Raw genomic sequence first — 24,461 nt, 5'->3', positions numbered from 1 at the left:
CGCCAGCAGGGCGTCCATCCCCGACAAGAAGAGAACCACCTTGAACACAGCCGTACCGCCCTCCGCCAAGCCACTGTTCCGTTCGTTCTGGATGGGAGGCTTCGAAGGTGCCGACCACCTGAACAGCCGCCGCGAACAGGTGCTGATGAACCGCAGCAACGGCCACTGGGAGCGGCTGGAGGAAGACTACGCCCAGCTCGCGCGCTTCGGCATTCGCACCATTCGCGAGAGCATCGGCTGGCGCGCAAGCGCCGCGGCAGGGCTCGGCGCTGAAATGGCGCGCCTCGCACGCACCGCAGAGGCCGCCCGCAAGTTCGGCTTGCAGGTCATCTGGACGATTCACCACTACGGAGTGCCGGACGGCGTGGACATGTTTTCGCGCGACTTTCCCGCGCGCCTTGCCGGCTTCTGCGACCAGGTTGCGCGTGCCTTGAAAGACAGCAGCGATGGCGAGCCGCTTTTCTTCCAGCCCGTCAACGAGATCTCCTTCCTGAGCTGGGCCGCCAGCAGCACGCCGCTGATCCATCCGTTCCAGGCCGACTCGCCCGAACGCGGCTACGAGCTCAAGTGCAATCTTGCGCGCGCCGCGCTGCAGGCCTGCGATGCGCTATGGGCCACCTGCCCGGATGCGCGCATCGTGCACACCGATCCCATCATCCACATCGTGCCCACGGGCGACCAGCCCGAATGGGCCGGGGAGGTGCGCGCGCTTTCCGCCGCGCAATACCAGGCCTGGGACATGCTCTGCGGCCGGCTCGAACCGGGCCTTGGCGGCGCACCCCGCTACCTGGATGTTCTGGGCCTCAACTACTACCACAACAACCAGTGGGAGCACCCGTCCAACGAGCGCCTCCACTGGCACCTGCGCGATGCGCGCCGCCGCGATCCCGTGGCCATGGTGGCCGAGGTGTGCGAGCGCTACGGCCGCCCCACGTTCATCGCCGAGACCGGCCATGTCGGCGATGGGCGCGCGCAGTGGATCGACGAAGTGGGCTCGCTGGCCATGCGCTGCAAGACGGCCGGAGTACCGCTGCAAGGCATCTGCCTGTACCCGCTCATCGACCGCCCCGACTGGGAAGACGCCCGCGCCTGGCACCGTAGCGGCCTGTGGGACGTGGACGAACGCACGGGCGCGCGAACCCTTCACCGCCCGTCGGCTCGCCGCCTGGAGCACTGGCAGGCCCTGCTGGCCGGCACCGAAGCACCTCCTTCTTCATCGCCTTCAACTCCAGGAAAGCCCATGACTCACCTGATCGTCTTCTCCCACCTGCGCTGGAACTTCGTCTACCAGCGCCCGCAGCAGCTGCTTTCGCGGCTGGCGCACCGCTTCCCCGTGGTGTTCGTCGAAGAGCCGATGCCGGGCGCAGCCCAGCCGGTGCTCGAGATGCTCTCGCCCTGCGAAGGCGTGGTGGTGCTGCGCCCGCACCTCACCGCCGGTGCGCCGGGCTTTCACGACGATCACATTCCGCAGCTGCAGAAGCTGCTTGCCGAATACCTGGGCGAAGTGGCCATCGATGACTACTGGCTGTGGTTCTACACGCCCATGGCCATGCCGCTGGCCGCTGGGCTGTCCCCCGCCGGCGTGGTGTACGACTGCATGGACGAGCTCTCCGCATTTCGCCACGCGCCGCGCCAGCTTTTGCAGCGCGAGAGCGCCCTGCTGCAGGCGGCCGACCTGGTGTTTACCGGAGGCCAGAGCCTGTACGAGTCGAAGCGCGAGCGGCACCCCCGCGTGCATTGCTTTCCGAGCAGCGTCGACGCGGCCCACTTTGCGCGCGCGCCCGGCGACCACCGGGAGCATCAGGCCCAGGCCGGCATCGGCCGCCCGCGGCTCGGCTATTGCGGCGTGTTCGACGAGCGCATCGACCTGGACATTCTTGCCGCGCTGGCCGACGCGCATGCCGAATGGCAGATCGCGGCCGTCGGCCCGGTGGTGAAGATCGACCCCGCCACGCTGCCGCAGCGGCCCAACATCCACTGGCTCGGCCAGCGCGGCTATGACGAGCTGCCGGCGCTGATCGGCGGCTGGGACGTGTGCCTGATGCCCTTTGCGCTGAACGAGGCCACGCGCTACATCAGCCCCACCAAGACGCTCGAGTACATGGCGGCCGGCCGCCCGGTGGTCAGCACGCCGATCCACGACGTGGTCGGCCCCTATGCAGGCGTGGTGTCCATTGCCCATGGCAGCACAGCCTTCGTCGAAGCATGCGAAGCCGTGCTCGCACGCGGCCCTGAAGAGCAGGCACGGCAGGCCAGCGCGTGCGAGGCGATCGTGCAGGCCACGTCCTGGGACCGCACCGCGGACGAGATGGCGTCGCTGATCGAGAAGGAAGACGAAAAGAAGCGCACGAGGCAAGCGCCCCCGCAGGCGCATGGCACCAGCAGCAACAACACGATCGCGCCCATTACGCTGGCGCCTGCTGCGAACGAGCAGGTCGACGGAATTTCCGATGCCTATGCCACCGTGATCCTGGGCGCCGGGCCTACCGGCCTGGCCGCTGCACTGCACGCGGGCCGCGGCAGCCTGCTGGTCGAACAGAACGCAACCGTCGGCGGATGGTGCCGCTCGGTCGAAGACAAGGGCTTCACCTTCGACTACGCCGGGCACATCATGTTCTCCAACGATCCGTACGTGCTCGATTTGTACAAGCGCCTGCTCGGCGACAACGTGCACTGGCAGGACCGCGAGGCCTGGATCTACAGCAAGTCGGTCTATACGCGCTACCCCTTCCAGTCGGCGCTGCACGGCCTGCCGCCGCCGGTGCTCAAGGAATGCCTGATCGGCGCCATCGAGGCACGCTTCGGCAGCATCGGCAAGCCGGAGCTGCGCGTTTCGCCCACCGGCCCTTCGCGCGCGGCGGCGCCACCCGCCGCGCTGGAGAGCCCTGCGCCAGCCATGCCGCATGCGGCAACGCCCGCCACACCGCCTCGCAACTTCGAGGAGTTCATCTACAAGGTCTGGGGCGAAGGCGTGGCCAAGCACTTTGCCATTCCGTACAACCGCAAGCTATGGGCCGTGCCGCTCAGCGAGATGGAAACCTCCTGGCTCGGCGGACGCGTGCCGCTGCCCGACCTGGAAGAAATGATCGAGGGCGCGTTGCAACCGGTGCGCAAGCCCGTCGGCCCCAACGCGCGCTTCGGCTACCCGCTGCGCGGCGGCTTCCAGGCGCTGATGAACGGCTTCCTGCCGCTGCTCGAAGGAGAGTTGGCGCTTGGCACGCGGGTGACCGCCGTGTCGCCCTCGCGCAAGACCGTGACTTTCGACAACGGCCGTACCGTGTCGTTCAACACGCTGATCAGCACCATGCCGCTGCCCCGGCTGGTGGAAGCCATCGGCGCGGAGGCGCCCGCGTTCGTGCGCGAGGCCGCCCGCCACCTGCGCCATGTGTCGGTGCGCTGCGTCAACCTGGGCGTGGCGCGCGAAAACATCACCGACAAGCACTGGATCTACTACCCCGAGGACACGGTGTTCCACCGCATCTTCGTGCAGGGCAACGCCAGCCCGCATTGCAACGCGCCGGGCGGTTTCGGACTGACCTGCGAGATCACCTATTCGCCGCTGAAGCCGCTGCCGGCCGAGGGCGACGCGCTGGTGCGCCGCTGCTTCGATGACTGCGTGCGCGTGGGGCTGCTGCGGCCCGACGACCAGCTTCTTGCCGCGAACGAAGTCGACATGCCTTGTGCCTACGTGGTGTACGACCATGCGCGCGCGGCGCATGTGCAAGCCATTCGCAACTGGCTGGCCGAAGCCGACATCCTGCTGGCGGGCCGCTACAGCGAATGGGAGTACTACAACTCCGACCACGCCTTCGTGGCCGGGCGCAAGGCGGCGGAAGCGGCGCTCGGCCTGAATGCCAACCCGGCGCCACCGGCCGTGGCGGTGGCAGCCTGAACGCCGCGGCCACAACCGGCGCCTCCCCGCTGCCGGGCCGGCCCATCGCTTTCCTGTGGCACTACGTTCAGCGCCGGCGGGGGGCCTTCGGTGCGCTGCTCGCGCTGATCGTTGCCGCCGCCGCATGCTCGGTGGGCGTGCAGTACGGCATGAAGCTGATCGTCGACACGATGGCCAGCGAAGACCGCACCTCGCGCGCTGTGTGGCAGTGGCTCGGCCTGTTCATCGTGCTGATCGGCGCCGAAAGCGCCTTCTGGCGGCTGAGCGGCTGGCTCGGCTGCCTGACCGTGGTGCGCACGGGCGTGGACGTGCGGCTCGACCTGTTCCGCCATCTCTCGGGCCATTCGCTCGAATATTTCTCGCGCCATCTCGCGGGGTCGCTCGGCAACCGCATCACGGTAACGGCCGGCGCCACCGGCGCCATTTTTGGCACGCTCATCTGGAAGATCCTGCCCCCCTGCGTCGACTTTCTGGGTGCGGTGGTGGTGCTGTGCACCATCGACATCCGCATGGCGCTCACGCTGATCGCCTTTGTGGCGGTGGTGGCGGGCTTCATGTATTTCTTCGGGCTCCGCGTGCGGCCCCTGCAGCAGGCCTTTGCCGAAAAGGCATCGCAGGTCGGCGGCGAGCTGGTGGACGTGGTCTCCAACATCTTCACCGTCATGGCGTTTTCGGCGCGCGAGCGCGAGTACCGGCGGCTGCGCGAAGCCTTCGGCCTGGAGGCGCAGGCCCAGCGCCGCAGCTGGCTTTTTCTGGAGAAGGCTCGCGCCTTCCACGACGTGTGCATGTGGCTCATGGCGGGCTCGATGCTGATCTGGGCCGTGGAGGCCTGGCGCGCGGGCGAGAACATGGCGGGCGACGTGGTGCTGATCAGTGCGCTGACCTTTCGCATCCTGCACGGCTCGCGGGAGCTTGCGCTGTCGCTGGTCGATGCTTCGCAGCACTTCGGCGTGATTGCCGAAATGCTGCACGTGGTGACGGTGCCGCACGAGGTTTCCGACAAGCCGCATGCGCCGCCCTTCCTGCCCCGCGCCGGCACCATCGTCTTCGACGACGTGGGCTTTGCCTACAACGACGAGCGGCCGATCTTCGAGCATCTGGACCTCGTCATTCCTGCGGGGCAGCGGCTCGGCGTGGTGGGCCCGTCGGGCGCGGGCAAGTCGACCTTCATCCGGCTGATCGGACGCATCATGGACCCGACCTACGGCCGCATCATGGTCGACGGCGTCGACATTTCACAGGTGCGGCAAGACAGCCTGCGCGACGCGATCGGCGTGGTTCCGCAGGACGTGTCGCTCTTTCACCGCAGCGTCATGGAGAACCTGCGCTACGGCAACCCCGATGCAACCAACGCGCAGGTGGTGGCCGCCGCGCGCCATGCCTTGTGCGACGACTTCATACGCGCCCTGCCGCACGGCTACGACACCGTCGTGGGCGAGCGCGGCGCGCGCTTGTCGGGCGGGCAGCGCCAGCGCATCAGCATTGCGCGCGCCATGCTGAAGAACGCGCCGGTGCTGCTGCTGGACGAAGCCACCTCGGCACTCGACAGTCGATCCGAGGCCGAAATACAAGCGGCGCTGGGGCGGCTGATGCATGGACGCACGGTGGTGGCCGTGGCGCACAGGCTCTCGACCGTGGCCAACTTCGACCGGATCATCGTGCTGGTCAACGGCTGCATCGTCGAAGACGGCACGCCTGACGAGCTCGTCGCGCTCGGCGGCGTGTATGCCGAGCTCTGGAGGCTGCAGGCCGAAGGGCAGGAAACGCCCTGATTGCCTCCTGAAGCAGCCGCCTAGCCCCGCAGCCGGCGAGTCCGCCTGCGCCCCTTGAACGCCATGGCTACGAGCGCCAGCACCGCTACGCCGATGGCGGCCTTGCGCGCGGCGCCCATCGGGTTGTGCCTGAGCTCGGCGCGGCCGCCCATCTCGGCATACACGTTCGGTACGTGCCCGCGCGAGATGTCCTCGATCAGGCCCTCGCCCATCTGCACCCGGTCGGCCAGCAGCAGCATGAGCCAGTGCCGGAGGTCGTTTTCCGAATGCCGGAACGCCACGCGCCGCAAGCGGCCGCTCAGGCCCGAAGGCGGCAAGGTGCTCCCGAAGATGGGCGTGATGCCGGGGCGCTCGGTCGAGTGAAGCACCTCGGCATGCGAGTGCTGCTGCTCCGGCGGCTCCACCGGGTGCGGCAGCCGCGGCGGCGTGCGCTCCTTGGGGTAGGCCGGGCGCATGGCGGGGTCGAGGTCGGCGCCCCAGCCGATGATGTGCGCATGGCTGGGCGACGGCGAACGGGTGTTCGAAGGATCTGGCATGTTCATTGGTGCGCTCCCGTCAATCAAAGGCTCGCGGCGGCGGTGGTCGTTTCCCGCACCATGCCTGGCGGCACCAGCACGGTCTTGATGCAGTTGTCGAGCTTGCTCGAGAAGATGTGATACGCGTCGGCCACGTCGCGCAGGTCGATGCGGTGCGAGATCACGCGGCGCGGCTCCAGCCGGCCAGCCTGGATGTGTTCGATAAGGCGCGGCAGATGCCGCTTCACGCTGGCCTGGTTCATGCGCAGCGTGAGGCCCTTGTTCACCGCATTGCCGATGGGCACCGCGTTGAAGGTAGGCCCGTACACGCCGACGATCGATACGGTTCCGCCCTTGCGAACCGAGTTGATGCACCAGTGCAGCACCGTGGCTGCGCCGCCCTGCAGCTTGAGCTTGACGCCCAGCAGAGTCTGCGCAAAGTTACCGGCCGCCTCGCAGCCCACGCAGTCGATGCACACATCGGCACCAAGGCCGTCGGTCATCTTCTTGATGTGGATCGCCATGTCGCCCACCTGCTTGAAGTCGATCACCTCGCACTGCGCATACGAGCGCACGAACTCCAGCCTGTAGTCGACATGGTCCACCACGATCACGCGGCCCGCGCCCAGCAGCCAGGCCGACTTGGCCGCGAAGATGCCGACCGGCCCCGCGCCGAAGATCACCACCGTGTCGCCTTCGCGAATGTCGCCCATTTCGGCGGCCTGGTAGCCGGTGGGCAGTGCGTCGGTCAGCAGCACGGCATCGTCCAGGTCTATGTCGGCCGGAATCACCGTGGGCCCCACGTCCGCCATAGGCACGCGCACGTATTCGGCCTGCCCTCCGTCGTAGCCGCCCGCCGTGTGCGAGTAGCCGAAAATGCCGCCCACCGCCGTGGCCTCCGGGTTGGTCGAATGGCAGTTGCTGTAGAGCTCCTTCTGGCAGAAGTAGCAGCTGCCGCAGAAGATGTTGAAAGGCACCAGCACGTGGTCGCCCGGCTTCAGGTGCTGCACCGCCGAGCCCACCTCCTCGACCACGCCCGTGAACTCATGCCCGAAGGTGGAGCCGATGCGCGTGTCGGGCACCAGGCCGTGGTACAGGTGCAGATCGGACCCGCAAATGCATGAGCGCGTCACCCGCACGATGGCGTCGCCGGGGTGTTCGATCTCGGGCTCGGGCTTGTGCACCGCGCGAATCCGGTAGGGGCCGCGGTAGTTCATTGCCAGCATCGGTTGCTCCTTCTTGAATACGGCGCCAGCATCTGCGCCGGGTGAGTACGCCGCGCAAGCTGAGACCCACAGGACTCGTCGGACAGCGCCCACATTGCGTCAAGTGCCGGCACGCGCCGGCCAGTCGGGTCCGAGTTCGCGGTGAATGGCCGAAGCCGCAATGGCCGCGCCGCCCATGGCCACAGCAATCTGGTTGAGGCCGGTGGACACATCGCCCGCCGCATACAAGCGGGGCACGGTCGTCGCATGGTGGGCATCGACCTGGACGTACCCCGTGTCGTCGACCGATGCGCCAAGCGCCACTGCAATCTGCGAGTGCACGGTCAGGCCCAGCGCGCAGTAGAGCGTGTCGCACAGCGTGTGGGTGCCTGCATGCGTCAGCTCGACGCGTTCGCCGTTCCTTCGTATGGATTCGACCGGTGCATCGTTCCAGCGGATGCCGGCATCAGCCAGGCGGCGCCGCTCTTCCGCAGCAAGGCCGGGTCCGCCCTGCGCCATGAACAGCGTGATGTCGGCGCTGAAGTGACGCAGGTAGATCGCTTCCGCCACGCCGGCCGGGCCGTTGGCATACACGCCGACGGTCTTGCCGATCACCTCGTAGGCATCGCATACCGGGCAATAGCGCAGCACGCCGGCGTCCAGTGCGGCGCGCACGTGCGGCATGGCGGGTGGAATGTCCGTCACGCCGGTGGCAAGCAGCAGCCGCCTGCCCGCGATGGGTCCCTCCTGGGTTGCCAGGCGAAAGCCGTCCGGCGTGCGCTCTGCCCGCTCGACAAAGGTTTCGACGATGCGGACCGGGTAGCCGCGCAACTGCGCACGCAGCATGTCGCGCACCTTCGCACCCGAGATTCCGTCGGCAAAGCCGGGATAGTTGTGCGAGCGCGGAATCTTCTCGACCCGGCTTTGGCCCGCATCGACGAGCACCACCGAGCGGCGGAAGCGGGCCAGGTAGATCGCCGCCATGAGCCCGGCCGGACCACCGCCGACAACGACCGTATCGGCGATGGGTTCGGACCGAGCCTGCACGATGAAGCTCGCGTTGCGCGCTGGCTGCGGCCTTGCGGTCAGACCTTCGGCTTGCCCAGTTCGGTTGCCAGCTCGTCGAGGATGGCGTCGTCCGACATGCCCAGCTCCGCGCCCGTAGGCGGGTTGCTGGTCGGGTCTGAAGCCGTGCGAGTGGCCATGGCTTCCACCGCTGCCTGGTCTTCGGCGGTGAGCTGCACGGTCGGTTCGCCGGAGCCGCCGTCCACCGCCATCTGCTCTTCGGGCTTGCTGACGAACTCCCATTTTTCGCCCTGGTTCCAGGGCCCGCGCACCTCGCCGCCCTTGGACATGTCGAAGTAGACCTTCGTGAATTCAGGCATGCCGGGCAGCTTGCCCGGCGGAAAGTTGGGCTGGATTGCGTAGAGCGCCTTCTCGAAAGACTTCTGGTGCGCGATCTCGCGCGTCATCAGAAAGCCCAGCGCCTCCTTCACGCCGGGATCGTCCGTCAGGTTGATGAGCCGCTCGTACACGATCTTGGCGCGCGCCTCCGCCGCGATGTTGGAGCGCAAGTCAGCCGTGGGCTCGCCGATGGTGTCGATGTAGGCGGCGGTCCACGGTACGCCCGCCGAGTTGACCAGCGCAGGGCCGCCGCCATAGAGCACCTGTGTGATGTGGCTGTCGTTGCCCGCACCTGTGATGCTGCGGAAAGCTTCCGCCTCGGCATCCACTCCTTCGGCGAGGCGGCCCTTGGCCCCCTTGTTGAGCATGGCGACGATGGTGCCGATGACTTCCAGGTGGCTCAACTCTTCAGTGGCAATGTCGAACAGCATGTCCTTGCGGCCGGGGTCGTCCTCGCCGACGGCCTGCGTGAAATAGCGGCAGGCGGCAGCGAGCTCGCCCTGCGGGCCGCCGAACTGTTCGAGCATGAGATTGGCAAGGCCGGGATTGGTCTCGCTGACGCGCACGGTGTATTGCAGTCGCTTGTTGTGAGAGAACATGCGTGGGGCTCCTTCAAGGGAAGAAAGTTGGTAGGAAAGAACGGAAAACGACTTCCATGTTGCAGAGCCCCGTACGCTCCGGACTCGGCATGTGCGCCACGCTGATGTAGGTTGAATCCGCCTGTGCGAATCCACCTGTGCGTTACCGCGTGTGTGTGTCTTTCCTTCCGGCGTCCCCGCCCAGCGATCTGTTTGCCGCAATACAGAAGTCGATGAGCGAATCCATCTCCGTGGTTTTGTCGAAGAACGCGTCGGCCCCCACTTCGGCGGCGCGTTCCCGCACCGGCTCGCGCGCGTAGTTCGACATCAGCGCGACCTGCTGACGAGGCGAGCGCACGGCGCAGCGCCGCAAGATATTGAAGCCGTGGCCGCGCTCCAGAAAAAGGTCGATCAATGCCAGGTCCCAATCCTGCGGATGCGCTTCGAGCCAGTCGATCGCCTCTTCTTCGGTGGCCGCGGCGAACACGATCTCCATCCGCGGGATCGCCCGCAAGACCTGCCCGAGATGCTCGCGCATGGCGGCATCGTCTTCCGCCAGGAAAACTCTCATCGAAGGCTCTCTCCCTCCGGCTCTTCCGCCCTTTCTTCGTCGAGCGGCGGTGCGTCGAAGGGCTCGGTGTGGCGAACGACCCATTCGATGATCCGCCTTGCCGCGTCTTCCCGGCACGAGGGCGCACCGCTGCCCAGGAAGCCGTGCGTCTCGCCCGGGTAGAGCACCAGCTCAGCCGGCGTGTCGCCCGCACGCGCAAGAGACACGAACAGCTCTTCCGACTGGCACTTGGGGCAGCGTTCATCGTCCTTGCCTTGCATGAAGAGCGTCGGGGTCGACGATTTCTCGATGTGCTGCAGCGGGGAAAGCCTGGCGGCCAGCTTGCGGTCGAACACCGGAGAACTGGCCATGTAGAACGGGTCGGCGTAGTAACCGCCGTCCGAGGTGCCGTAGTGGGTCTCGATGTTGCCGACGGGCGCCATCACCACCGCGGCGGCGAACGCATCCGAGTTGCCCGTCGCAAAGCCGCTCAGGTAGCCGCCATACGACTTGCCCGAGATGGCGACCCGCCCGTCCGACACACCATCGGCGCGCAGTTGCCTGATCGCCGCGAGGTGCTGCGGCAGGTCGTGCGTGCCCCAGTGGCCCGCAAGCCGCCGGCAGAATTCGCGGCCATAACTGGCCGAGCCCACGGCGTTCAGTGCAAGCACCGCCCAGCCCCTGGCGCACAGCACCTGCCAGAAGACGTTGGTGTCGAAGTCGAGCAACGCGTAGCTCGCAGGCCCGCCGTGCACATCGTTCAGCAGCGGCTGGGGCTGCGTGCTGCCAGGTGCGCGTAGCAGCCAGCCCTCGATGCGTTCCGTGCCGCCCCGGCCGTCCGGCACCTCGAACTCCATTGCGCGCACCTCGATGCCCGGGCGGTCGTGCCACCAGGGGTTCAAGCGGCTCAGCTGGCGCTCCCGGCCGGGCTCGCCGGTGCCGCTTTCTTCTTCGCCGCGCGGCCGCGACCATAGCTCGCTGGGCAGAGAAGGATGGTCCACGCTGTAGACGAAATGCCGCTCCGTGCAGCCGAAGACACCCAGCTGCCGGTCCCCGCCGGCGAGCACCCGCAGCGACTCGCGCGCCACATCGAGCGCGACGATCTGGTGCCGCCCGCGATGGGCGCGCGTGAACACCAGGCAATTGCCGTCGGGCGTCCATTGAACCGAGCCGGGGTCGGCCACGTCCACCGTGTCCTCGCAGAGGGCCCGCACCTTTCCCGAGGCCGCTTCGGCAATCCACAGCCGTGGCTCGGCATCGCCTTCCTCGCGCGCACCGGTGAAGGCAATGTGGCGCCCGTCGGGCGACCAGCAAGGCTGCATCACGATGGCGTGCTCATGCGTCAGGCGCCGCGCATTGCGGCCATCCGCATCGCACACCCAGAGATCGTTGCAATGCGCAAACCGCCCCTCCCGCGTGCGTGAAAAGGCGATGTGTTGCCCGTCCGGCGACACGTCGAAGGCGAGCACGTCGAAAGCGCCGTCGGTCAGTTGCGTGTGCCGCCCGCTGGCGGCATCGAGCCGGAACAGGTGGAACTCGCGCTGCAGCAGATAGCCCACGCCGTCTTCCTTGTAGGGAAGCCGCCATGCCACCTCGGGCATGCATTTGCGCGTTTCGGGTGGTTTGCCGTTGGCGCGCGCACCGCGCAGGTCGGGATCGGTCTTCACGGCCACTGCGACCACCAGCGACTTGCCGTCAGGCGCCCACCGGAGGTTGGACACGCTTTGCGGAAAGCCGCCAAGCTGCCATGCCTCTCCGCCGTCGCGCCGGATGAGATGGACCTGCGGCGAGCCGCCGCGGTTCGACAGGAATGCAAGCCGGGTGCCGTCCGGAGACCAGCGCGGCGACTCGTCCCGCCCCGGACCGCGCGTGAGCTGCAAGGCCGCCGAGCCATCCAGCGCAAAGGTCCAGATGCAGGAGATGTAGCTGTCGTTCTCCCGATCGACCGACGACACCGCGCAAGCAGCGAGCTGGAGGCCGGGCGCGCAGTGAAGGTCCAGGACTTTCTGGTGGAGGTAGAGGTCTTCAACGCTGAAGGGTTGTGTCATGTCGATGTCTCCGCATGCAAAGAAGAGGAGGCAACCCGCGTGCCCGAGGCCGATGCCCGTGCCCCGCGCACCAGCCGGTCGCGGCATGTAAGACGTGCCGTCAAAAACGGTTTGGCGGATGCGGGCGGGCGATGGGAATCGTCCTGCACCGCGTGCTCTTTCCGTCCGACTGCCCGTTCGGCCGGTCGAAGGAGGATGGCGGTTGGCGAACAACAGGAGCACCAGTCATGAATCGGAAGCAAACGTCCGCCACGCCGGCGGAACCCGCGCCTCTCACGCAGGGCAAGCTGCCGCTCGAGGCCGAGGTACGCGCAAACGACCTCGAGCTGGATGAATCGACGACGCCGGAAGAGGCGGGAGACATGGGCGACGATGAGGCGCAACCCGGCAAGGGCGAGAACGCGCCGGGTTTTCTAAAGCGCCGGAAACCCTGACGCGACCAGCGAAGCGCTCGGGCGCCTTGCAGCCCGATGCAAGCTCACACCGCGCCGCCAGCCTTTTCGCTTACCGCGGCTGAGGCCCCGCCGGTGACCTGGTCCATCCACCGCAACAGCTCTTCGATGAACCGGCTCTGCGCCGCCTTGCTCGACAGCTCATGGTCCGCCCCTTCGAGAATGCGGTAGTCGAAGGACCGCGCATTCCTGAACGCCGCCTTGTAGCTCTTCACTGCAGGGTGAGGCACTGTCTCGTCGTCTTCGGATTCGATCAGCAGAACGTCGCCCGAAAACGCTTCGCATGCGGCAAGCGCCGCGTTTTCTTCAGGGCTTCGAACGCTGCGGCGGTAGCGGTCGAGCTCGTCCTTGTCCAGCTCTTGCTTGGGAACGAACCAGTCCTCGTCGCGATACAGCGCGGGTGAGCGCAGCGCCATCCACTGAAGTGGCCTTTGGGCGCTCAGCAGCGCGCCAAGATAGCCGCCATAGCTGAAGCCGATGAAGGCCACGGCCCTGCCCTCGACCACCTGCTGCGCCACCAGGCCGTCGTATGCCGCAACGAGTTCTTTCAGGTGCTGGTCGCGGCTCATTTCATTGCGCGTGCCGTCCTGGCTTCGGTCCCCGGAAAATCGACGCGGCGCATGAGCCAGCCTTGCTCTTCCAGCGCGGCGCTGATGCGGTCGTACTGCTCGTGCTTGCTGTCGTCCCATCCGGGCACAAGAAGCACCGCAGGCTTCTGCGCCACGCGGCGCTGCAAGACGTCGGGCGTCAATGGCGACAACGAACCCAGGTCTTTGCTCATGAGCGGGATCCCTCCGATCGCTCCGATTCATCCCAATAGGCGACAACGGTTTTCCTGGCTTCGTGCTCGTCGATCCACCGGATGCCACGCGCTCTAAGGCTTTCGAACAGGTTGTTCCGGTCCTCGAAATGTCCCGTGGAAAGCAGCGAACAGCGGAGCTCGCCTTCCTTGCGTACTTCGGCCACGCCAGAACTTTGGCCACCGCTCGCCGTCTTTTCGGAGAAGAAGGCGATCTCCCATCCTTTGTGAAAGTACTGCCCCTGCGGAATGAGCTCCATCGCTGCCCCTGTGCTCTGCGGATCCAAATGCAGTGCAAAGTTCGCACTGCTTACTTTGTGTGAAAAATTTCACGGGATGTCACTGTACACGCGGTGGAATTGATGAGTTGCAGCCGATTCGGGGATGCGCTGGCGCGGGTGAAAAAGCCTCCAAACCGCTCTGCCAAAGGCCCGAATGACAAGGGATTGGGAGGCCGCAGATGCAGGTAGCGTCCGACACGGGCCGCCTCGGGCGCGACTTATAGATTGGGCCAACCTCGCCGAGGTGGAGGTCCGGCCCTTGCCGGGCTGCAAGGAAAACGATGAAAACGCTCCGACCCTTTACGCGTGCCCTGATGCTCGTCTGCGCTGCTGCGCTTGCCGCCGGGTGCGCGGCTCCGGAAGACCCCGCATCGAGGCCGGCCACAGCCCGGGCGGGCGGCCTTCAAGACCCGCAGTTCATCACCGCGGCAACAGGCAACGGCCGCTACGAAGTCCAGGCGTCGCGCCTGGCCATGTACCGCGCCGCTAGCCCCCAGGTGCGAAGCTACGCGCAGATGCTCGTCGACCACCACACGCGGGCCAACAACGAACTCATGGACCTGGTGCGTGCCCGCGGCATGCGGCTGCCCGGCGTGCTCCCACGCGACAAGCGCGCGAAGCTGGACCGCCTGGCGTCGGCCTCGGGCGGCGAGTTCGACCGCATGTACATCCGCATCGTGGGCATCGAAGACCACCAGGCGGACATTGCGCTGTTCGAGCGCGCGAGCCGCGAGCTTCGCGACCCCGAACTGCGGGCCTGGGCGGGCAAGACCTTGCCCGCGCTGCGCTCGCATCTGGACGCGGCGCAATCGCTCGGTTCGGCAATGCGGTGATCGTTCAGGCCTCGGCAAGGAACGCGAGCAGCAACGCATTCACTTCCTCGGGTATCTCGTGGTGCAGCCAGTGCGTGGCGCCCGGCAGGTGAAGCACTTCGCATGTGCCGCAGAATGCCGCGCCCGCTTCGGCCAGGCCGCTCGATAGCGCTGGATCTTCGTCACCCCACAAGACCATTGCCGGAATTTCGATCTGCCGGCTGAGCGGCCGCGCCAGCGGCATTGCCCTGTACCAGTTGAGCATGGCGCTGAGTGCGCCTTCGCGCGACCACGCCTCGCGGTACTTGGCCAGCGCTGCCTCGTCGAAGGTTCCGGGCGGGCTTCGGCTGGTGAGCGCCAGCGCAAGCAGCGCATGGTCGTTTGCGCTCAGCGCCATCTCGGGCAGCCACGGCATCTGGAAGAAGCCGACGTAGGCGCTGCGCACGGCCTGCAGCGGATGGGTGAGCGCATAGCTTGCCAACGTGGCCGGATGCGGCGCGTTCAGGATCGCAAGGCGGCTCAGCCGGGCCGGCTCCCGTGCGGCGAGATGCCATGCAACGATGCCGCCCCAGTCATGCCCCACGACCGCAAAACGCTCGTGCCCCAGCTCACTGCATATGCCGCACACATCGTCGGCCAGCGTATCGAGCGCATAGGCGCCGATGCCGCCGGGCTTGTCCGATTCGCCATACCCGCGCTGGTCCGGCACGATCACGCGCAGGCCGGCAGCGGCAAGCGGCTCGATCTGGTGCCGCCAGCCGTACCAGAACTCCGGAAAGCCGTGCAGCAAGACCACCGCGGGCCCGTCCTCCGGCCCGCAGGTCGCCAGGTGAAAGCCGATGCCGTTCGCGGCAACGCGCTGATGGCGGATCAACTGCGCGGCACCAGGCGCATCGGCATGGTCAGGCCGTAGAGGCCCGCCAGTCCAACCAGCACATAGACGATGCGGCTGGCCATCGACATCTCGCCGAAGATGGCCGCGACCAGATCGAAGTTGAACGCGCCGACAAGGCCCCAGTTGATGGCCCCGACGATCATCAGGACCAGCGCGATCCAGTCCGCGATGCCGAGAGAGTGTTTGGCGAGTGCCGCGTCGTTGCGAAGGGTAGTGCTCATGCGAAATGCTCCTGCGTTGAGAGAAACCGAATCAAGGCGGGATGCTCTTCTGCGCAGTGGGCCGCCGCGTAGGAAAACCGCCGGTGAGAGCGTCGGCGCCGCCAGCAGTTGCACGCCGCGGAGGCAGCCATGCATCGCCGCCGCCTCACGAGCCGGTGGGCCGTCTTCCTACACATGCAACTGATCGGGGGAAGAGCATTTTCTGGAACGCCCGAAGGAGTCAGCAATGCCACATGAAACCTATGCCGCATGCATTGAAGCGTGCAACGGCTGCGCCACGGCGTGCAATCACTGCGCGGCCTCTTGCCTGAAGGAAAGCGATGTCGCCATGATGGCCAGGTGCATCGCGCTGGACATCGACTGCGCGGCCGCCTGCCAGTTTGCCGCCGCCGCGATGGCGCGCGGCAGCGAACATGCCAGGTCCATCTGCGCCCTGTGCGCGGACATCTGCCAGGCCTGCGGCGAAGAATGCGTCAAACACAAGGCCGGGCACTGCCAGGCATGCGCCAAGGCATGCCGGGAGTGCGCGGCAGCGTGCCGCTCAATGGCCGGTTGAACCGCCGTTCACTGCGCGGGTTCGATTGCGGTCACGACGAACTTGCCGTCGATCTTCTCGGCCTGGAAGCGCACCTTCTCGCCGGTCTTCACCTTGTCGAGCAAGGCGTCTTCCTTGACGCCGAAAACCATGGTCATGCCGGGCATGTCCAGGTCCGTCAGCGGGCCGTGCTTGATGGTGAGTTTCTTGTTGTCCTTGTCCACCTTGCGGACCTCGCCGTCGGCGAGTTCCGCGGCGGCCACGGCGCCAGTGAATGAAAGTGCGGCGACCAAGGCCGCGAGTGCGATACGGATGTTCGGCATCTTCGATTTCCTTTCCTTGTTTACTTGGCAGCCTTGGCAACCTTCACGGCGCCCTTCATGCCCGCGTCGTAGTGGCCCGGCTGCAGGCAGCCGAAATCGACCTTGCCCGCCTTGGTGAACTGCCAAACGATCTCGCCGGTCTTGCCCGCGGCCAGCGTCACCATGTTCGGATCGGCATGCTCCATTTCGGGGTTCTTCTTCATGGCTTCGTAGTGCTCCTTGAGTTCCTTCTCGGTTCCGAGCACGAGCTCGTGCTTCAGCTGGCCGGAGTTCTTGACGACGAAGCGGACGGTCTCGCCCTGCTTCACGGAGATGTCGGCCGGCGTGAAGCGCATCGAGTCGGTCATGTCGACGTTGACGGTGCGCGTGGCCTTGGCGGCAACGCCGGGTTTGCCGATGGCGGCATCGGCATCGTGCCCATGGCCACCGGCGTGGTTGCCGGCGGCCGAGGCGCCTGTGGCCACCAGCGCGGCGAAGGCGGAGAAAGCGGTGAACGCGATATGGCGAAGCGTGTGTTTCATGGTTTTCCTTCCAATAAAAAATCAATGGCCGGCATGGCCGGAAGTGGCCTTGCCCGGCTTGCGGACCTGCACTTCGATGTTGTTGGCGGGCATGTTCCGCGCGGGCATGGCGGCCGCACCTGCGCCGCGCTGGCGCGCGGGCTCGGGCGACGGGCCGTCCAGCTCGTAGGCCACCGTGCCCTTGGGATGCTTGAACCAGCCGGGGTTGCTGTAGTCGCCCGGCTTCTGGTTCTTGCGCACCTTCACCATGCTGAACATGCCGCCCATCTCCACGGAGCCAAACGGACCTTGGCCCGTCATCATGGGCGCCGTGTTGTCGGGAATCGGCATCTCCATTTCCGCCATGTCGGCCATGCCGCGCTCGCCCATCACCATGTAGTCGGGCACAAGATTGGTGATCTGCCTGGCCACGTCCTTGTGGTCCAGGCCGATCATCGTGGGCACGTCGTGGCCCATGGCGTTCATGGTGTGGTGGCTCTTGTGGCAGTGGAAGGCCCAATCGCCTTCCTCGTCGGCCAGGAACTCGATCTGGCGCATCTGGCCGACCGCCACGTCGGTGGTCACCTCGTACTGGCGCGTGCTCTTGGGGGTCGGGCCGCCGTCAGTGCCGGTGACGAGAAACTCATGCCCGTGCAGGTGCATCGGGTGGTTGGTCATCGTCAGGTTGCCGATGCGGATGCGCACCTTGTCGTTCAGCCTCACGTTGAGCGAATCGATGCCCGGAAAGATGCGGCTGTTCCAGGACCACAGGTTGAAGTCCAGCATCGTCATGATCTTGGGCGTCGCGCTGCCGGGCTCCACGTCGTAGGCGTTGAGCAAGAACACGAAGTCGCGGTCGACCTTTTCGATCAGCGGGTGCTCGGCCTTCGGGTGCGTGACCCAGAAGCCCATCATGCCCATGGCCATCTGCGTCATTTCGTCCGCATGCGGGTGGTACATGAAGGTGCCGGGCCGGCGCGCGACGAACTCGTAGACGAAGGTCTTGCCCGGGCGAATCGGCGGCTGCGTCAGGCCGGAGACGCCGTCCATGCCGTTGGGCAGGCGCTGGCCGTGCCAGTGCACGCTGGTGTGCTCGGGCAGCTTGTTGGTCACGAAGATCCGCACCCTGTCCCCTTCGACCACCTCGATGGTCGGGCCGGGCGACTGGCCGTTGTAGCCCCACAGGTTGGCCTTGAAGCCGGGCGCCATTTCGCGCACCACGGGCTCGGCCACGAGGTGAAACTCCTTCACGCCGTTGTTCATGCGCCAGGGCAGGGTCCAGCCGTTGAGCGTGACCACGGGGTTGTAGGGCCGCCCGCTCGAAGGCGCGAGCGGCGGCATGGTGTCGGGCGTGGTGCGGGTCACGGGCTCGGGCAATGCGGCCATCGCCACCTTGCTCACGCTTGCGGCGGCGATGGCACCGGTGATGGCACCCGCGCCGCCCAGAAAATTGCGTCTGTTGGTCATGTCGTTCAAATCGTTGGTGGGCGTGCGCGCTCAGTGGGCGGCACTTGCAGTGGCGGCCTCGCCGCCCGAACCGGCTACGGGGGCGCCCGTGGCTGTCGGCTTTCCGATCACCGAGGCCGCCAGGGCGGCGTCGGCCAGCCAGAACTGCTGCTGGGCGTTGATGGCGTTGCTCACGCTCGCGATCTGGTCGCGCGCTTCGGCCAGCAGCTCGAACACGCCGATCAGCATGCCGTTGTAGCGAAGCACGTTTTCGTCGGCCATGGCCTGGCGCAGCGGAACGATCTCGTCGCGGTAGTGCCGCGCGATGTCGTAGGCTGTGCGGTAGGCCGAGTAGCCATCGCGCAACTGCGACGAGGCACCGCGCACCGCGCCGTCATAGCGGTTGGCCGCGGCCAGCGATCGCGCGTTCAGCGCATCGCGTTGCGCCGAGCCCCAGTCGAACAACGGCAGCCGGATGTCGAGCTCGAAGCCGCGCCGCGTGCTCTTCGTGCCTTCGGCGTTGTCGAATACCGTGTCGCGCCGGCCACCGACCTCCACGTCGACGAAGGTCGACAGCAGGTTGATGCCCTGCGACTTGCCCGCCACATCGAGCTGGGCACGTGCGAGCTGCACGTCGAGCCGCTGCTCGGTCGCGGTGGCGGCCACTTCCTTCGGCTCGCGCGGTGTCTTGGGCAAGTCGGGCAACCGATCCGGCAAGGCCAGCCTGGCGGCCTGCGCGTCGTCGAGCCCCAAGGCGCGAACCAGTTCCTCGCGCGCGGCCGTGGCGGCGTGCTGCGCCGAAGCCAGTTGCGTGGTCGCATCGGCATAGAAGACCTGCTGGCGCGCGCGCTGCAGCTTGCTGAAGTTGCCGATCTGCTGCATGCGCCGAGCGAGTTCCGCGCTGGCCTGGGCCGAGCGGTTGACCTGCTCGGCGTACTTCAGCGTCTGCTGCGCCGCCACGGCGCGGACCCAGGCCTGCCGCACCTGCGTGACCTGGTCGACCACGGCGCCGGTGAGCTGCACCTTGGCCTGGCTGGCCTGGCTTCGCGAGATGGACAGGCGCTGCGGCAGCAGGATGAGATCCACCAGCCCGAACGACAGCAGCCGGCCAAGCTCGAGTTCGCTGTTCAGGCGCATGCGCTCGAAGGTGAAGACCGGATTCGGCAACCGGCTCGACTGGTTGGCCGCGGCAATGTCGCCCCAGCTCTGCGCGACCAGGGCCTGCACCGAGGGGCTGTTGGCCAGCGCGAGCTGCACCGCATCGGTCTGCGACAGCGGCTTGAGAGCAGCTCCTGCGCGAGCGCCGAGCGGCGGTCCCGCTGCTCTTGCGTGCGGCTGAGTTCGAGCTTGCCGCCTGTGAACTGCCGGGCACTGGTGTTCGTGTCCTGCAGCGCGTCGTCGATACCGACCGAGGCGCAGCCTGCCAGCAGCGTGGCCGCGAATGCAGCGGCGCCCAGGCGAAGGGCGGGCTTCATGGCTGCTGCTCCTTCTTGGGCGGCATGGGCATCGTGTGGCCCCGGTGCGCGGCAGGGTCTTCCGTCTTGCCCTTGGCCGGTTGTTCGGCCCCTGCCGAATTGCCGCCCGCCGCCTCCTTGGCATAGGCCTGCCAACCGCCGCGCTGGCGCACGGTCTCGTTGGCCTCCTTCCAAGGAATGGGCTTTTCGTCAGTGAAAGGCCGGTAGTCCTCGAGCGCGGACTTGTAGGTCAGGGCTGGGGGCGCAGCCGCCGGCGCTTCGCCCGGCGCGGGCTGCGCCATGGCAGCCACCGCCGCCATGGCGGGAAATACAGCCAGCCAACGGGCCGGCAATGGATGGAACATGGAGTCCTCGCAACGTGTTCATGAACGGAGTGCGCCAATGCGGCCCGGGAACGGGCGCGGCGCAGCGATGCATGAGCGTTCGCGGCAGGGCAGCGGCGGCCCGTGACCAGGTCACAGGCGCGCATGCACAAACGCGAACGCGTTAGGCGCGAGGAGGTTTGTCGAGAACGCGAGGCTCGAGCGTGGCCATCGCGAGGGGAGGCTCCACCAGGTCTGCGCGAGGCAGGCCGTGGAGTACCGCGAATTGCGGCGTGCTGATCAGGGCGGTGCCGTGGCATGCGCCGCAGGTGCCGCACTTGTGCATTGCGTCGGGCTCGGCGCTGGCGGTGTTGCCGGCGCTGTCATCCGCGGATTGCTTTGCTTTGTCTTGGGCCTTGGCGTGATGGTCCGCATGCCCATTGCCGCCGTGCGAGTGTTCGGCCGAGGCCGTTGCAGCCGCATGGCTACCGCCGTGCTCCGGTGTGCAAAAGGCCATGGCTACCGCCGCGTACCCCTGGAACGGCACGGCGATCATCATGACCCAAAGAACGAACAGGCGGACCCGATACATGCGGGAATTGTATCGGCCGGGAGAACAGCAACAAGACCGATGCGGGAATTAGTCCACAGCCGTCCAACGAAAGAATTACAAGAAGCGACGCAGTTAAAAAGCAATGGCTCCAGTCGCTTTTGCTCACCTATGATGGCGCCCGCTGACGCGCAGCGCACCGATGCAAAGTCGGAGCGCGGCCAGCTTGATGCACTGACTTTTAATATTCATAAGAAGGGGAGCTCCAATGCACCATCTCAAACTACCTATCGCCGTCTCCGTCATCATGGCTGCCGCCCTCGCGGGCTGTGGAGCCATGAAGGGCGCAGACACCGGCGCTCTCGCGCAAGTCGGCGGCTCGGCCTACAAGGCCATGTCGCTGACCGACGCGGACATTGCAACGATGTCCGACCAGTCTTGCGCCGCAATGGACCAGAAGAACGAAGTCGCACCCGCCAACAGCCGCTACACCACGCGGCTGAACCAGGTGGTGCGCGCCATGCCCACCAGCGTGAACGGCAAGACGGCCAACTACAAGGTCTATCTCACCAAGGACGTGAACGCCTGGGCCATGGCCAACGGCTGCATCCGCGTGTACAGCGGGCTGATGGACCTGATGAACGACGACGAGCTGCGCGGCGTCATCGGCCATGAAATCGGCCACGTGGCACTGGGCCATTCCAAGTCGCGCATGCAAACCGCGTACGCAGCCTCGGCTGTCCGCGGCCTTGCCAGCGCCGCCGGTGGTGTCGTGGGCCAGCTGTCGCAATCGCAAGCGGGCGACCTCGGCGAGAAGTTCATCAACGCCCAGTTCTCCCAAACGCAAGAGAGCGCGGCCGACAACTACTCGTTCGACCTGCTGACGGAACGCAAGCTGGAGCGCAAGGGCCTGGTGAGCAGCTTCCAGAAACTCGCCGCGCTGAGCAGCGGCAGTTCGGGCAGCTCGATCCTGAGCTCGCACCCGCCGTCGAGCGAGCGCGCTGCAGCAATGCAGAAGCGCCTCGACACCAAGGCCAAGTAAGGCCGGCCTCCCGACCGGCACGCGCCGCCTGCGCGCGTAGCCGGTCGCCTGGGCCTACTTCTCTCTTATTTCTGGATGTCGCCCAGGCAGAGATACTTGATCTCGACGTAGTCGTCCATGCCATGGTGCGAACCTTCGCGCCCAAGGCCTGACTGCTTCACGCCGCCGAAGGGCACGTGCTCCGTGGCGATCACGCCGGCATTGATGCCGACCATGCCGTACTCCAGCGCCTCCGCCACTCGGAAGATGCGGCCCACGTCGCGCGTATAGAAGTAGCTCGCCAAGCCGAACTCGGTGTTGTTGGCGGCATCGATGGCGTCCTGCTCGGTCTTGAAGCGAAACACCGGCGCAAAGGGGCCAAAGGTTTCTTCCTTCGCACACAGCATGTCCGGCGTGGCCTCGGCAATGACCGTCGGCTCGAAGAACTGCCCCTCGATCTTGTGGCCGCCCGCCAGCAGCTTGCCGCCCTTGGCCACCGCGTCGTCGACGTGTCGCTGCACTTTTTCAACGGCCGCATCCTCGATAAGCGGCCCCTGCACCACGCCCTCTTCAAAGCCGTTGCCGACCTTGAGCGCCTTGACCTTGGTCGCGAACTTCTCGACGAAGCTGTCGTAGATGCCGTCTTGCACATACAGCCGGTTCGCACACACGCAGGTCTGGCCGGCATTGCGGTACTTGCTGGCCATGGCACCCTCGACCGCCGAATCGACATCGGCATCGTCGAACACCAGGAAAGGCGCGTTGCCGCCGAGCTCGAGCGACAGCTTCTTGACCGTCGGCGCGCACTGGCTCATGAGGATGCGGCCGACTTCGGTGGAGCCGGTGAAGCTCAGGTGCCGCACGATGTCGCTCTCGCAAAGTTCCTTGCCGACGGCGATGCTGTTCTGGCTGTCTGCCGTAAGCACGTTGAGCACACCCGCCGGAATGCCCGCGCGCACCGCCAGCTCGGCCGCGGCCAGTGCAGTAAGCGGCGTGAGCTCCGCCGGCTTGATGACGACCGTGCAGCCCGCGGCCAACGCCGGTGCCACCTTGCGCGTGATCATGGCCAGCGGAAAGTTCCATGGCGTGATGGCGGCGCAAACGCCGATGGCCTGCTTCATGACCAGCAAGCGCCGGTTGTTGTCGAACTGCGGCAGCACCTCGCCGTTGACGCGCTTGGCTTCCTCGGCAAACCACTCGATAAAACTCGCGCCGTAGGCCACCTCGCCCTTGGCTTCGGCAAAGGGCTTGCCCTGCTCGGCGGTCATGAGGCGGCCCAGGTCTTCGGTGTTGGCGATCAGCAGGTCGAACCACTTGCGCAGCACGATGCTGCGCTCCTTGCCGGTCTTGCGGCGCCAGGCTGCGAGCGCCATATTCGCAGCGGCGATGGCGAGGACGGCGTCCGCGCGCGTGAGGTTGGCGACGTCGACCAGCTTCTGACCAGTGGCCGGGTCGTTCACGTCGAAGCGACTCTTGCCCTTTGTCCATTCGCCGGCGATCAGCGCGTCGGTCTTGAGCAGGGTCGGGTCGTTGAGCAGTGCGAGGGGGGAGGTTTTCATGGTCAATGGGTCTCGGGTTTGTTGTGATCTGTTGAGGGGTCTTGCTCGGGCGCTTCTAGCTGCCATTCAGGGCGCGCACCCGCCGACGGGGTACCTTGCTCCGCGAATGTCCCCCGGCCTGCGGCCTCCTCCTTTATTTCGCTGCGCAAGGCACCCCATCGACGTGAGCGTCATGCGCGCCGGTCGTTGATCGGCTGCACACCAGCAGCGTGCCCATGTGCACAGGGCATCGGGTGCTCCCCGCAGCGAAATAAAGGAGGAGCCGAAGGCGGGGGACATTCGCGGAGGGGAGTACCCGGTGGCCTTTGCACGCGCCCTGAACAACACACAACTGCATCGCCCCAAAAAAGAACACGCGACCCAGTCTCTCAGCGAAAAGGCACGCCCGGAAGCACGCACAACATTTCGTAGAGAAGATTTGCACCCAGCAGCGCGGTGTTACCGCTGACGTCGTAAGGCGGACTCACCTCCACCAGATCGGCGCCCACCACGTTCAGCCCACGGCAACCGCGCACGATCTCCAGCGCCTGCGGCACCGTAAGGCCGCCGATCTCCGGCGTGCCCGTACCGCCAGCAAACGAAGGGTCGATGCCGTCGATGTCGAAGCTGATGTAGACCGGATGCGTCGGCCCGATGCGCTCGCGCACCTGCGCCATCAGCGGGGCGAGCGACTGGTACCAGACCTCGTGCGCCTGCACCACGGTAAAGCCCTGCTCGCGGGGCCAGTCGAAATCATCGGCCGCATAGCCGGTGCCGCGCAGGCCAATTTGCCAGACCTTGTCGCATGCCAGCAGCCCCTCTTCCACCGCGCGGCGGAACGGCGTGCCGTGGGCGATGCGCTCGCCGAACATGTCGTCGTTCACGTCCGCATGCGCATCGACATGCACCAGCGCGACCGGGCCGTGCTTGCGTGCCACTGCACGCAGGATGGGCAGCGCAATCGTGTGGTCGCCGCCGAGCGTGAGCGGTGCGCAGCCGGCCGCCAGCACCGTGTCGTAGAACGTCGAGATGATGTCGACCGATTTTTCGAGTGAATAGGTGTTGATGGGCACATCGCCCAGGTCGGCCACGTTCAGCTTGTCGAACGGCGCTGCGCCGGTCGCCATGTTGTAGGGCCGCAGCAGCGCCGATTCGGCGCGTATCTGGCGCGGCCCGAAGCGTGCGCCCGGGCGGTTGGAAGTGCCGATGTCCAGCGGCACGCCGATGAACGCCGCGTCCAGCCCTTGCGCGGACGTTGCAGCCGGCAGCCGCATCATCGTGCCAGGGCCGGCGAAGCGCGGCATCGTGTTGCCGCCCAGCGGCTGGTTCGGTGTGGTCGTGGGCATG

Annotated in this window: 24 protein-coding genes and 1 pseudogene; 5 read left to right on the top strand and 20 right to left on the bottom strand. The window is 66.5% G+C overall.

Annotated elements, in window-relative coordinates; translation table 11 throughout:
- The first annotated feature begins 40 nt into the window (after positions 1-40).
- Positions 41-3,892, top strand: coding sequence for an FAD-dependent oxidoreductase (locus M0765_RS14355; RefSeq protein ID WP_258504269.1), 3,852 nt, complete (start codon positions 41-43; stop codon positions 3,890-3,892).
- Positions 3,781-5,664 (top strand): ABC transporter ATP-binding protein, encoded by a 1,884-nt coding sequence (locus M0765_RS14350; protein ID WP_258504268.1) that lies wholly within the window; start codon positions 3,781-3,783, stop codon positions 5,662-5,664. The genes M0765_RS14355 and M0765_RS14350 overlap by 112 nt, the downstream gene beginning before the upstream one ends.
- Positions 5,665-5,684: 20 nt before the next feature.
- Here M0765_RS14350 and M0765_RS14345 read toward each other — a convergent pair whose 3' ends face one another.
- From M0765_RS14345 to M0765_RS14320, 6 genes are all read right to left on the bottom strand, one after another.
- Positions 5,685-6,206, bottom strand: a complete 522-nt coding sequence (locus M0765_RS14345) for a hypothetical protein (RefSeq protein ID WP_258504267.1) — start codon at positions 6,204-6,206, stop codon at positions 5,685-5,687.
- A 17-nt stretch (positions 6,207-6,223) separates the two neighbouring features.
- On the bottom strand, positions 6,224-7,405 hold the full coding sequence (locus M0765_RS14340) for a zinc-dependent alcohol dehydrogenase (protein ID WP_258504266.1): 1,182 nt from the start codon (positions 7,403-7,405) through the stop codon (positions 6,224-6,226).
- Positions 7,406-7,504: 99 nt separating this feature from the next.
- Positions 7,505-8,431, bottom strand: a complete 927-nt coding sequence (locus M0765_RS14335; RefSeq protein WP_258504265.1) for an NAD(P)/FAD-dependent oxidoreductase — start codon at positions 8,429-8,431, stop codon at positions 7,505-7,507.
- Between the two features lie 38 nt (positions 8,432-8,469).
- Positions 8,470-9,387, bottom strand: a complete 918-nt coding sequence (locus tag M0765_RS14330; protein ID WP_258504264.1) for a manganese catalase family protein — start codon at positions 9,385-9,387, stop codon at positions 8,470-8,472.
- A 142-nt stretch (positions 9,388-9,529) separates the two neighbouring features.
- A complete protein-coding gene (locus M0765_RS14325) occupies positions 9,530-9,937 on the bottom strand; it encodes a response regulator (protein WP_258504263.1) in 408 nt (135 codons plus the stop codon).
- The gene (locus M0765_RS14320) at positions 9,934-11,964 is read right to left on the bottom strand and encodes a S9 family peptidase (protein ID WP_258504262.1); all 2,031 of its coding nucleotides are present in this window, start codon (positions 11,962-11,964) and stop codon (positions 9,934-9,936) included. The genes M0765_RS14325 and M0765_RS14320 overlap by 4 nt, the downstream gene beginning before the upstream one ends.
- Positions 11,965-12,191: 227 nt before the next feature.
- Here M0765_RS14320 and M0765_RS14315 point away from each other — a divergent pair, with 227 nt between their 5' ends.
- Positions 12,192-12,398, top strand: coding sequence for a hypothetical protein (locus M0765_RS14315; protein ID WP_258504261.1), 207 nt, complete (start codon positions 12,192-12,194; stop codon positions 12,396-12,398).
- A gap of 44 nt (positions 12,399-12,442) precedes the next feature.
- On the opposite strand, the gene M0765_RS14310 is transcribed toward M0765_RS14315, so the two are convergent.
- The 3 genes from M0765_RS14310 to M0765_RS14300 are packed head-to-tail and all read right to left on the bottom strand — an operon-like array spanning position 12,443 to position 13,475.
- Complete coding sequence (locus M0765_RS14310; RefSeq protein WP_258504260.1) at positions 12,443-12,985, bottom strand: alpha/beta hydrolase family protein; 543 nt, start codon at positions 12,983-12,985, stop codon at positions 12,443-12,445.
- Positions 12,982-13,197, bottom strand: coding sequence for a hypothetical protein (locus M0765_RS14305; protein WP_258504259.1), 216 nt, complete (start codon positions 13,195-13,197; stop codon positions 12,982-12,984). The genes M0765_RS14310 and M0765_RS14305 overlap by 4 nt, the downstream gene beginning before the upstream one ends.
- Positions 13,194-13,475, bottom strand: a complete 282-nt coding sequence (locus tag M0765_RS14300; protein ID WP_258504258.1) for a hypothetical protein — start codon at positions 13,473-13,475, stop codon at positions 13,194-13,196. Before M0765_RS14300 ends, M0765_RS14305 begins: the two co-directional genes overlap by 4 nt.
- A gap of 302 nt (positions 13,476-13,777) precedes the next feature.
- Between M0765_RS14300 and M0765_RS14295 the strand changes: the two genes are divergently transcribed.
- Positions 13,778-14,329, top strand: coding sequence for a DUF4142 domain-containing protein (locus M0765_RS14295; RefSeq protein ID WP_258504257.1), 552 nt, complete (start codon positions 13,778-13,780; stop codon positions 14,327-14,329).
- 4 nt (positions 14,330-14,333) lie between these two features.
- Here M0765_RS14295 and M0765_RS14290 read toward each other — a convergent pair whose 3' ends face one another.
- The 9 genes and pseudogenes from M0765_RS14290 to M0765_RS14250 all read right to left on the bottom strand — a co-directional run bounded on the left by M0765_RS14290 (position 14,334) and on the right by M0765_RS14250 (position 20,597).
- Positions 14,334-15,182: an alpha/beta fold hydrolase gene (locus tag M0765_RS14290; protein ID WP_258504256.1), complete on the bottom strand. Its 849-nt coding sequence runs from the start codon at positions 15,180-15,182 to the stop codon at positions 14,334-14,336.
- On the bottom strand, positions 15,179-15,424 hold the full coding sequence (locus tag M0765_RS14285) for a DUF378 domain-containing protein (RefSeq protein ID WP_258504255.1): 246 nt from the start codon (positions 15,422-15,424) through the stop codon (positions 15,179-15,181). The genes M0765_RS14290 and M0765_RS14285 overlap by 4 nt, the downstream gene beginning before the upstream one ends.
- A gap of 288 nt (positions 15,425-15,712) precedes the next feature.
- On the bottom strand, positions 15,713-15,871 hold the full coding sequence (locus tag M0765_RS29465) for a hypothetical protein (RefSeq protein WP_446751554.1): 159 nt from the start codon (positions 15,869-15,871) through the stop codon (positions 15,713-15,715).
- Between the two features lie 117 nt (positions 15,872-15,988).
- Entirely contained in the window at positions 15,989-16,282 is a 294-nt protein-coding gene (locus M0765_RS14275; RefSeq protein WP_258504253.1) for a copper-binding protein, read from the bottom strand.
- Between the two features lie 20 nt (positions 16,283-16,302).
- Positions 16,303-16,803 (bottom strand): cupredoxin domain-containing protein, encoded by a 501-nt coding sequence (locus tag M0765_RS14270; RefSeq protein ID WP_258504252.1) that lies wholly within the window; start codon positions 16,801-16,803, stop codon positions 16,303-16,305.
- Between the two features lie 21 nt (positions 16,804-16,824).
- Positions 16,825-18,249: a multicopper oxidase family protein gene (locus tag M0765_RS14265; RefSeq protein WP_258504251.1), complete on the bottom strand. Its 1,425-nt coding sequence runs from the start codon at positions 18,247-18,249 to the stop codon at positions 16,825-16,827.
- A 30-nt stretch (positions 18,250-18,279) separates the two neighbouring features.
- A pseudogene (locus tag M0765_RS14260) lies at positions 18,280-19,703 on the bottom strand (TolC family protein).
- Positions 19,700-20,047: a hypothetical protein gene (locus tag M0765_RS14255; protein WP_258504250.1), complete on the bottom strand. Its 348-nt coding sequence runs from the start codon at positions 20,045-20,047 to the stop codon at positions 19,700-19,702. Before M0765_RS14255 ends, M0765_RS14260 begins: the two are co-directional and overlap by 4 nt.
- A 142-nt stretch (positions 20,048-20,189) precedes the next feature.
- The gene (locus M0765_RS14250) at positions 20,190-20,597 is read right to left on the bottom strand and encodes a hypothetical protein (protein ID WP_258504249.1); all 408 of its coding nucleotides are present in this window, start codon (positions 20,595-20,597) and stop codon (positions 20,190-20,192) included.
- A 226-nt stretch (positions 20,598-20,823) separates the two neighbouring features.
- Here M0765_RS14250 and loiP point away from each other — a divergent pair, with 226 nt between their 5' ends.
- Complete coding sequence (gene loiP, locus M0765_RS14245; RefSeq protein ID WP_258504248.1) at positions 20,824-21,597, top strand: metalloprotease LoiP; 774 nt, start codon at positions 20,824-20,826, stop codon at positions 21,595-21,597.
- Positions 21,598-21,662: 65 nt separating this feature from the next.
- Here the strand turns inward: loiP and M0765_RS14240 are convergent, their stop codons facing one another.
- Together M0765_RS14240 and speB are read right to left on the bottom strand one after the other, a co-directional pair.
- Positions 21,663-23,141 carry an NAD-dependent succinate-semialdehyde dehydrogenase gene (locus M0765_RS14240; RefSeq protein ID WP_274708788.1) on the bottom strand — a complete coding sequence of 493 codons (1,479 nt, stop codon included), beginning with the start codon at positions 23,139-23,141 and terminating at the stop codon, positions 21,663-21,665.
- A 362-nt stretch (positions 23,142-23,503) separates the two neighbouring features.
- Positions 23,504-24,460, bottom strand: a complete 957-nt coding sequence (gene speB, locus M0765_RS14235) for an agmatinase (protein WP_258504246.1) — start codon at positions 24,458-24,460, stop codon at positions 23,504-23,506.
- Position 24,461: the final 1 nt, after the last annotated feature.

Source organism: Variovorax sp. S12S4 (assembly GCF_023195515.1).
Taxonomy (GTDB): domain Bacteria; phylum Pseudomonadota; class Gammaproteobacteria; order Burkholderiales; family Burkholderiaceae_C; genus Variovorax.
Note: the sequence above shows the minus strand (reverse complement) of the source record. Positions and strands in the feature narration are given on the sequence as shown.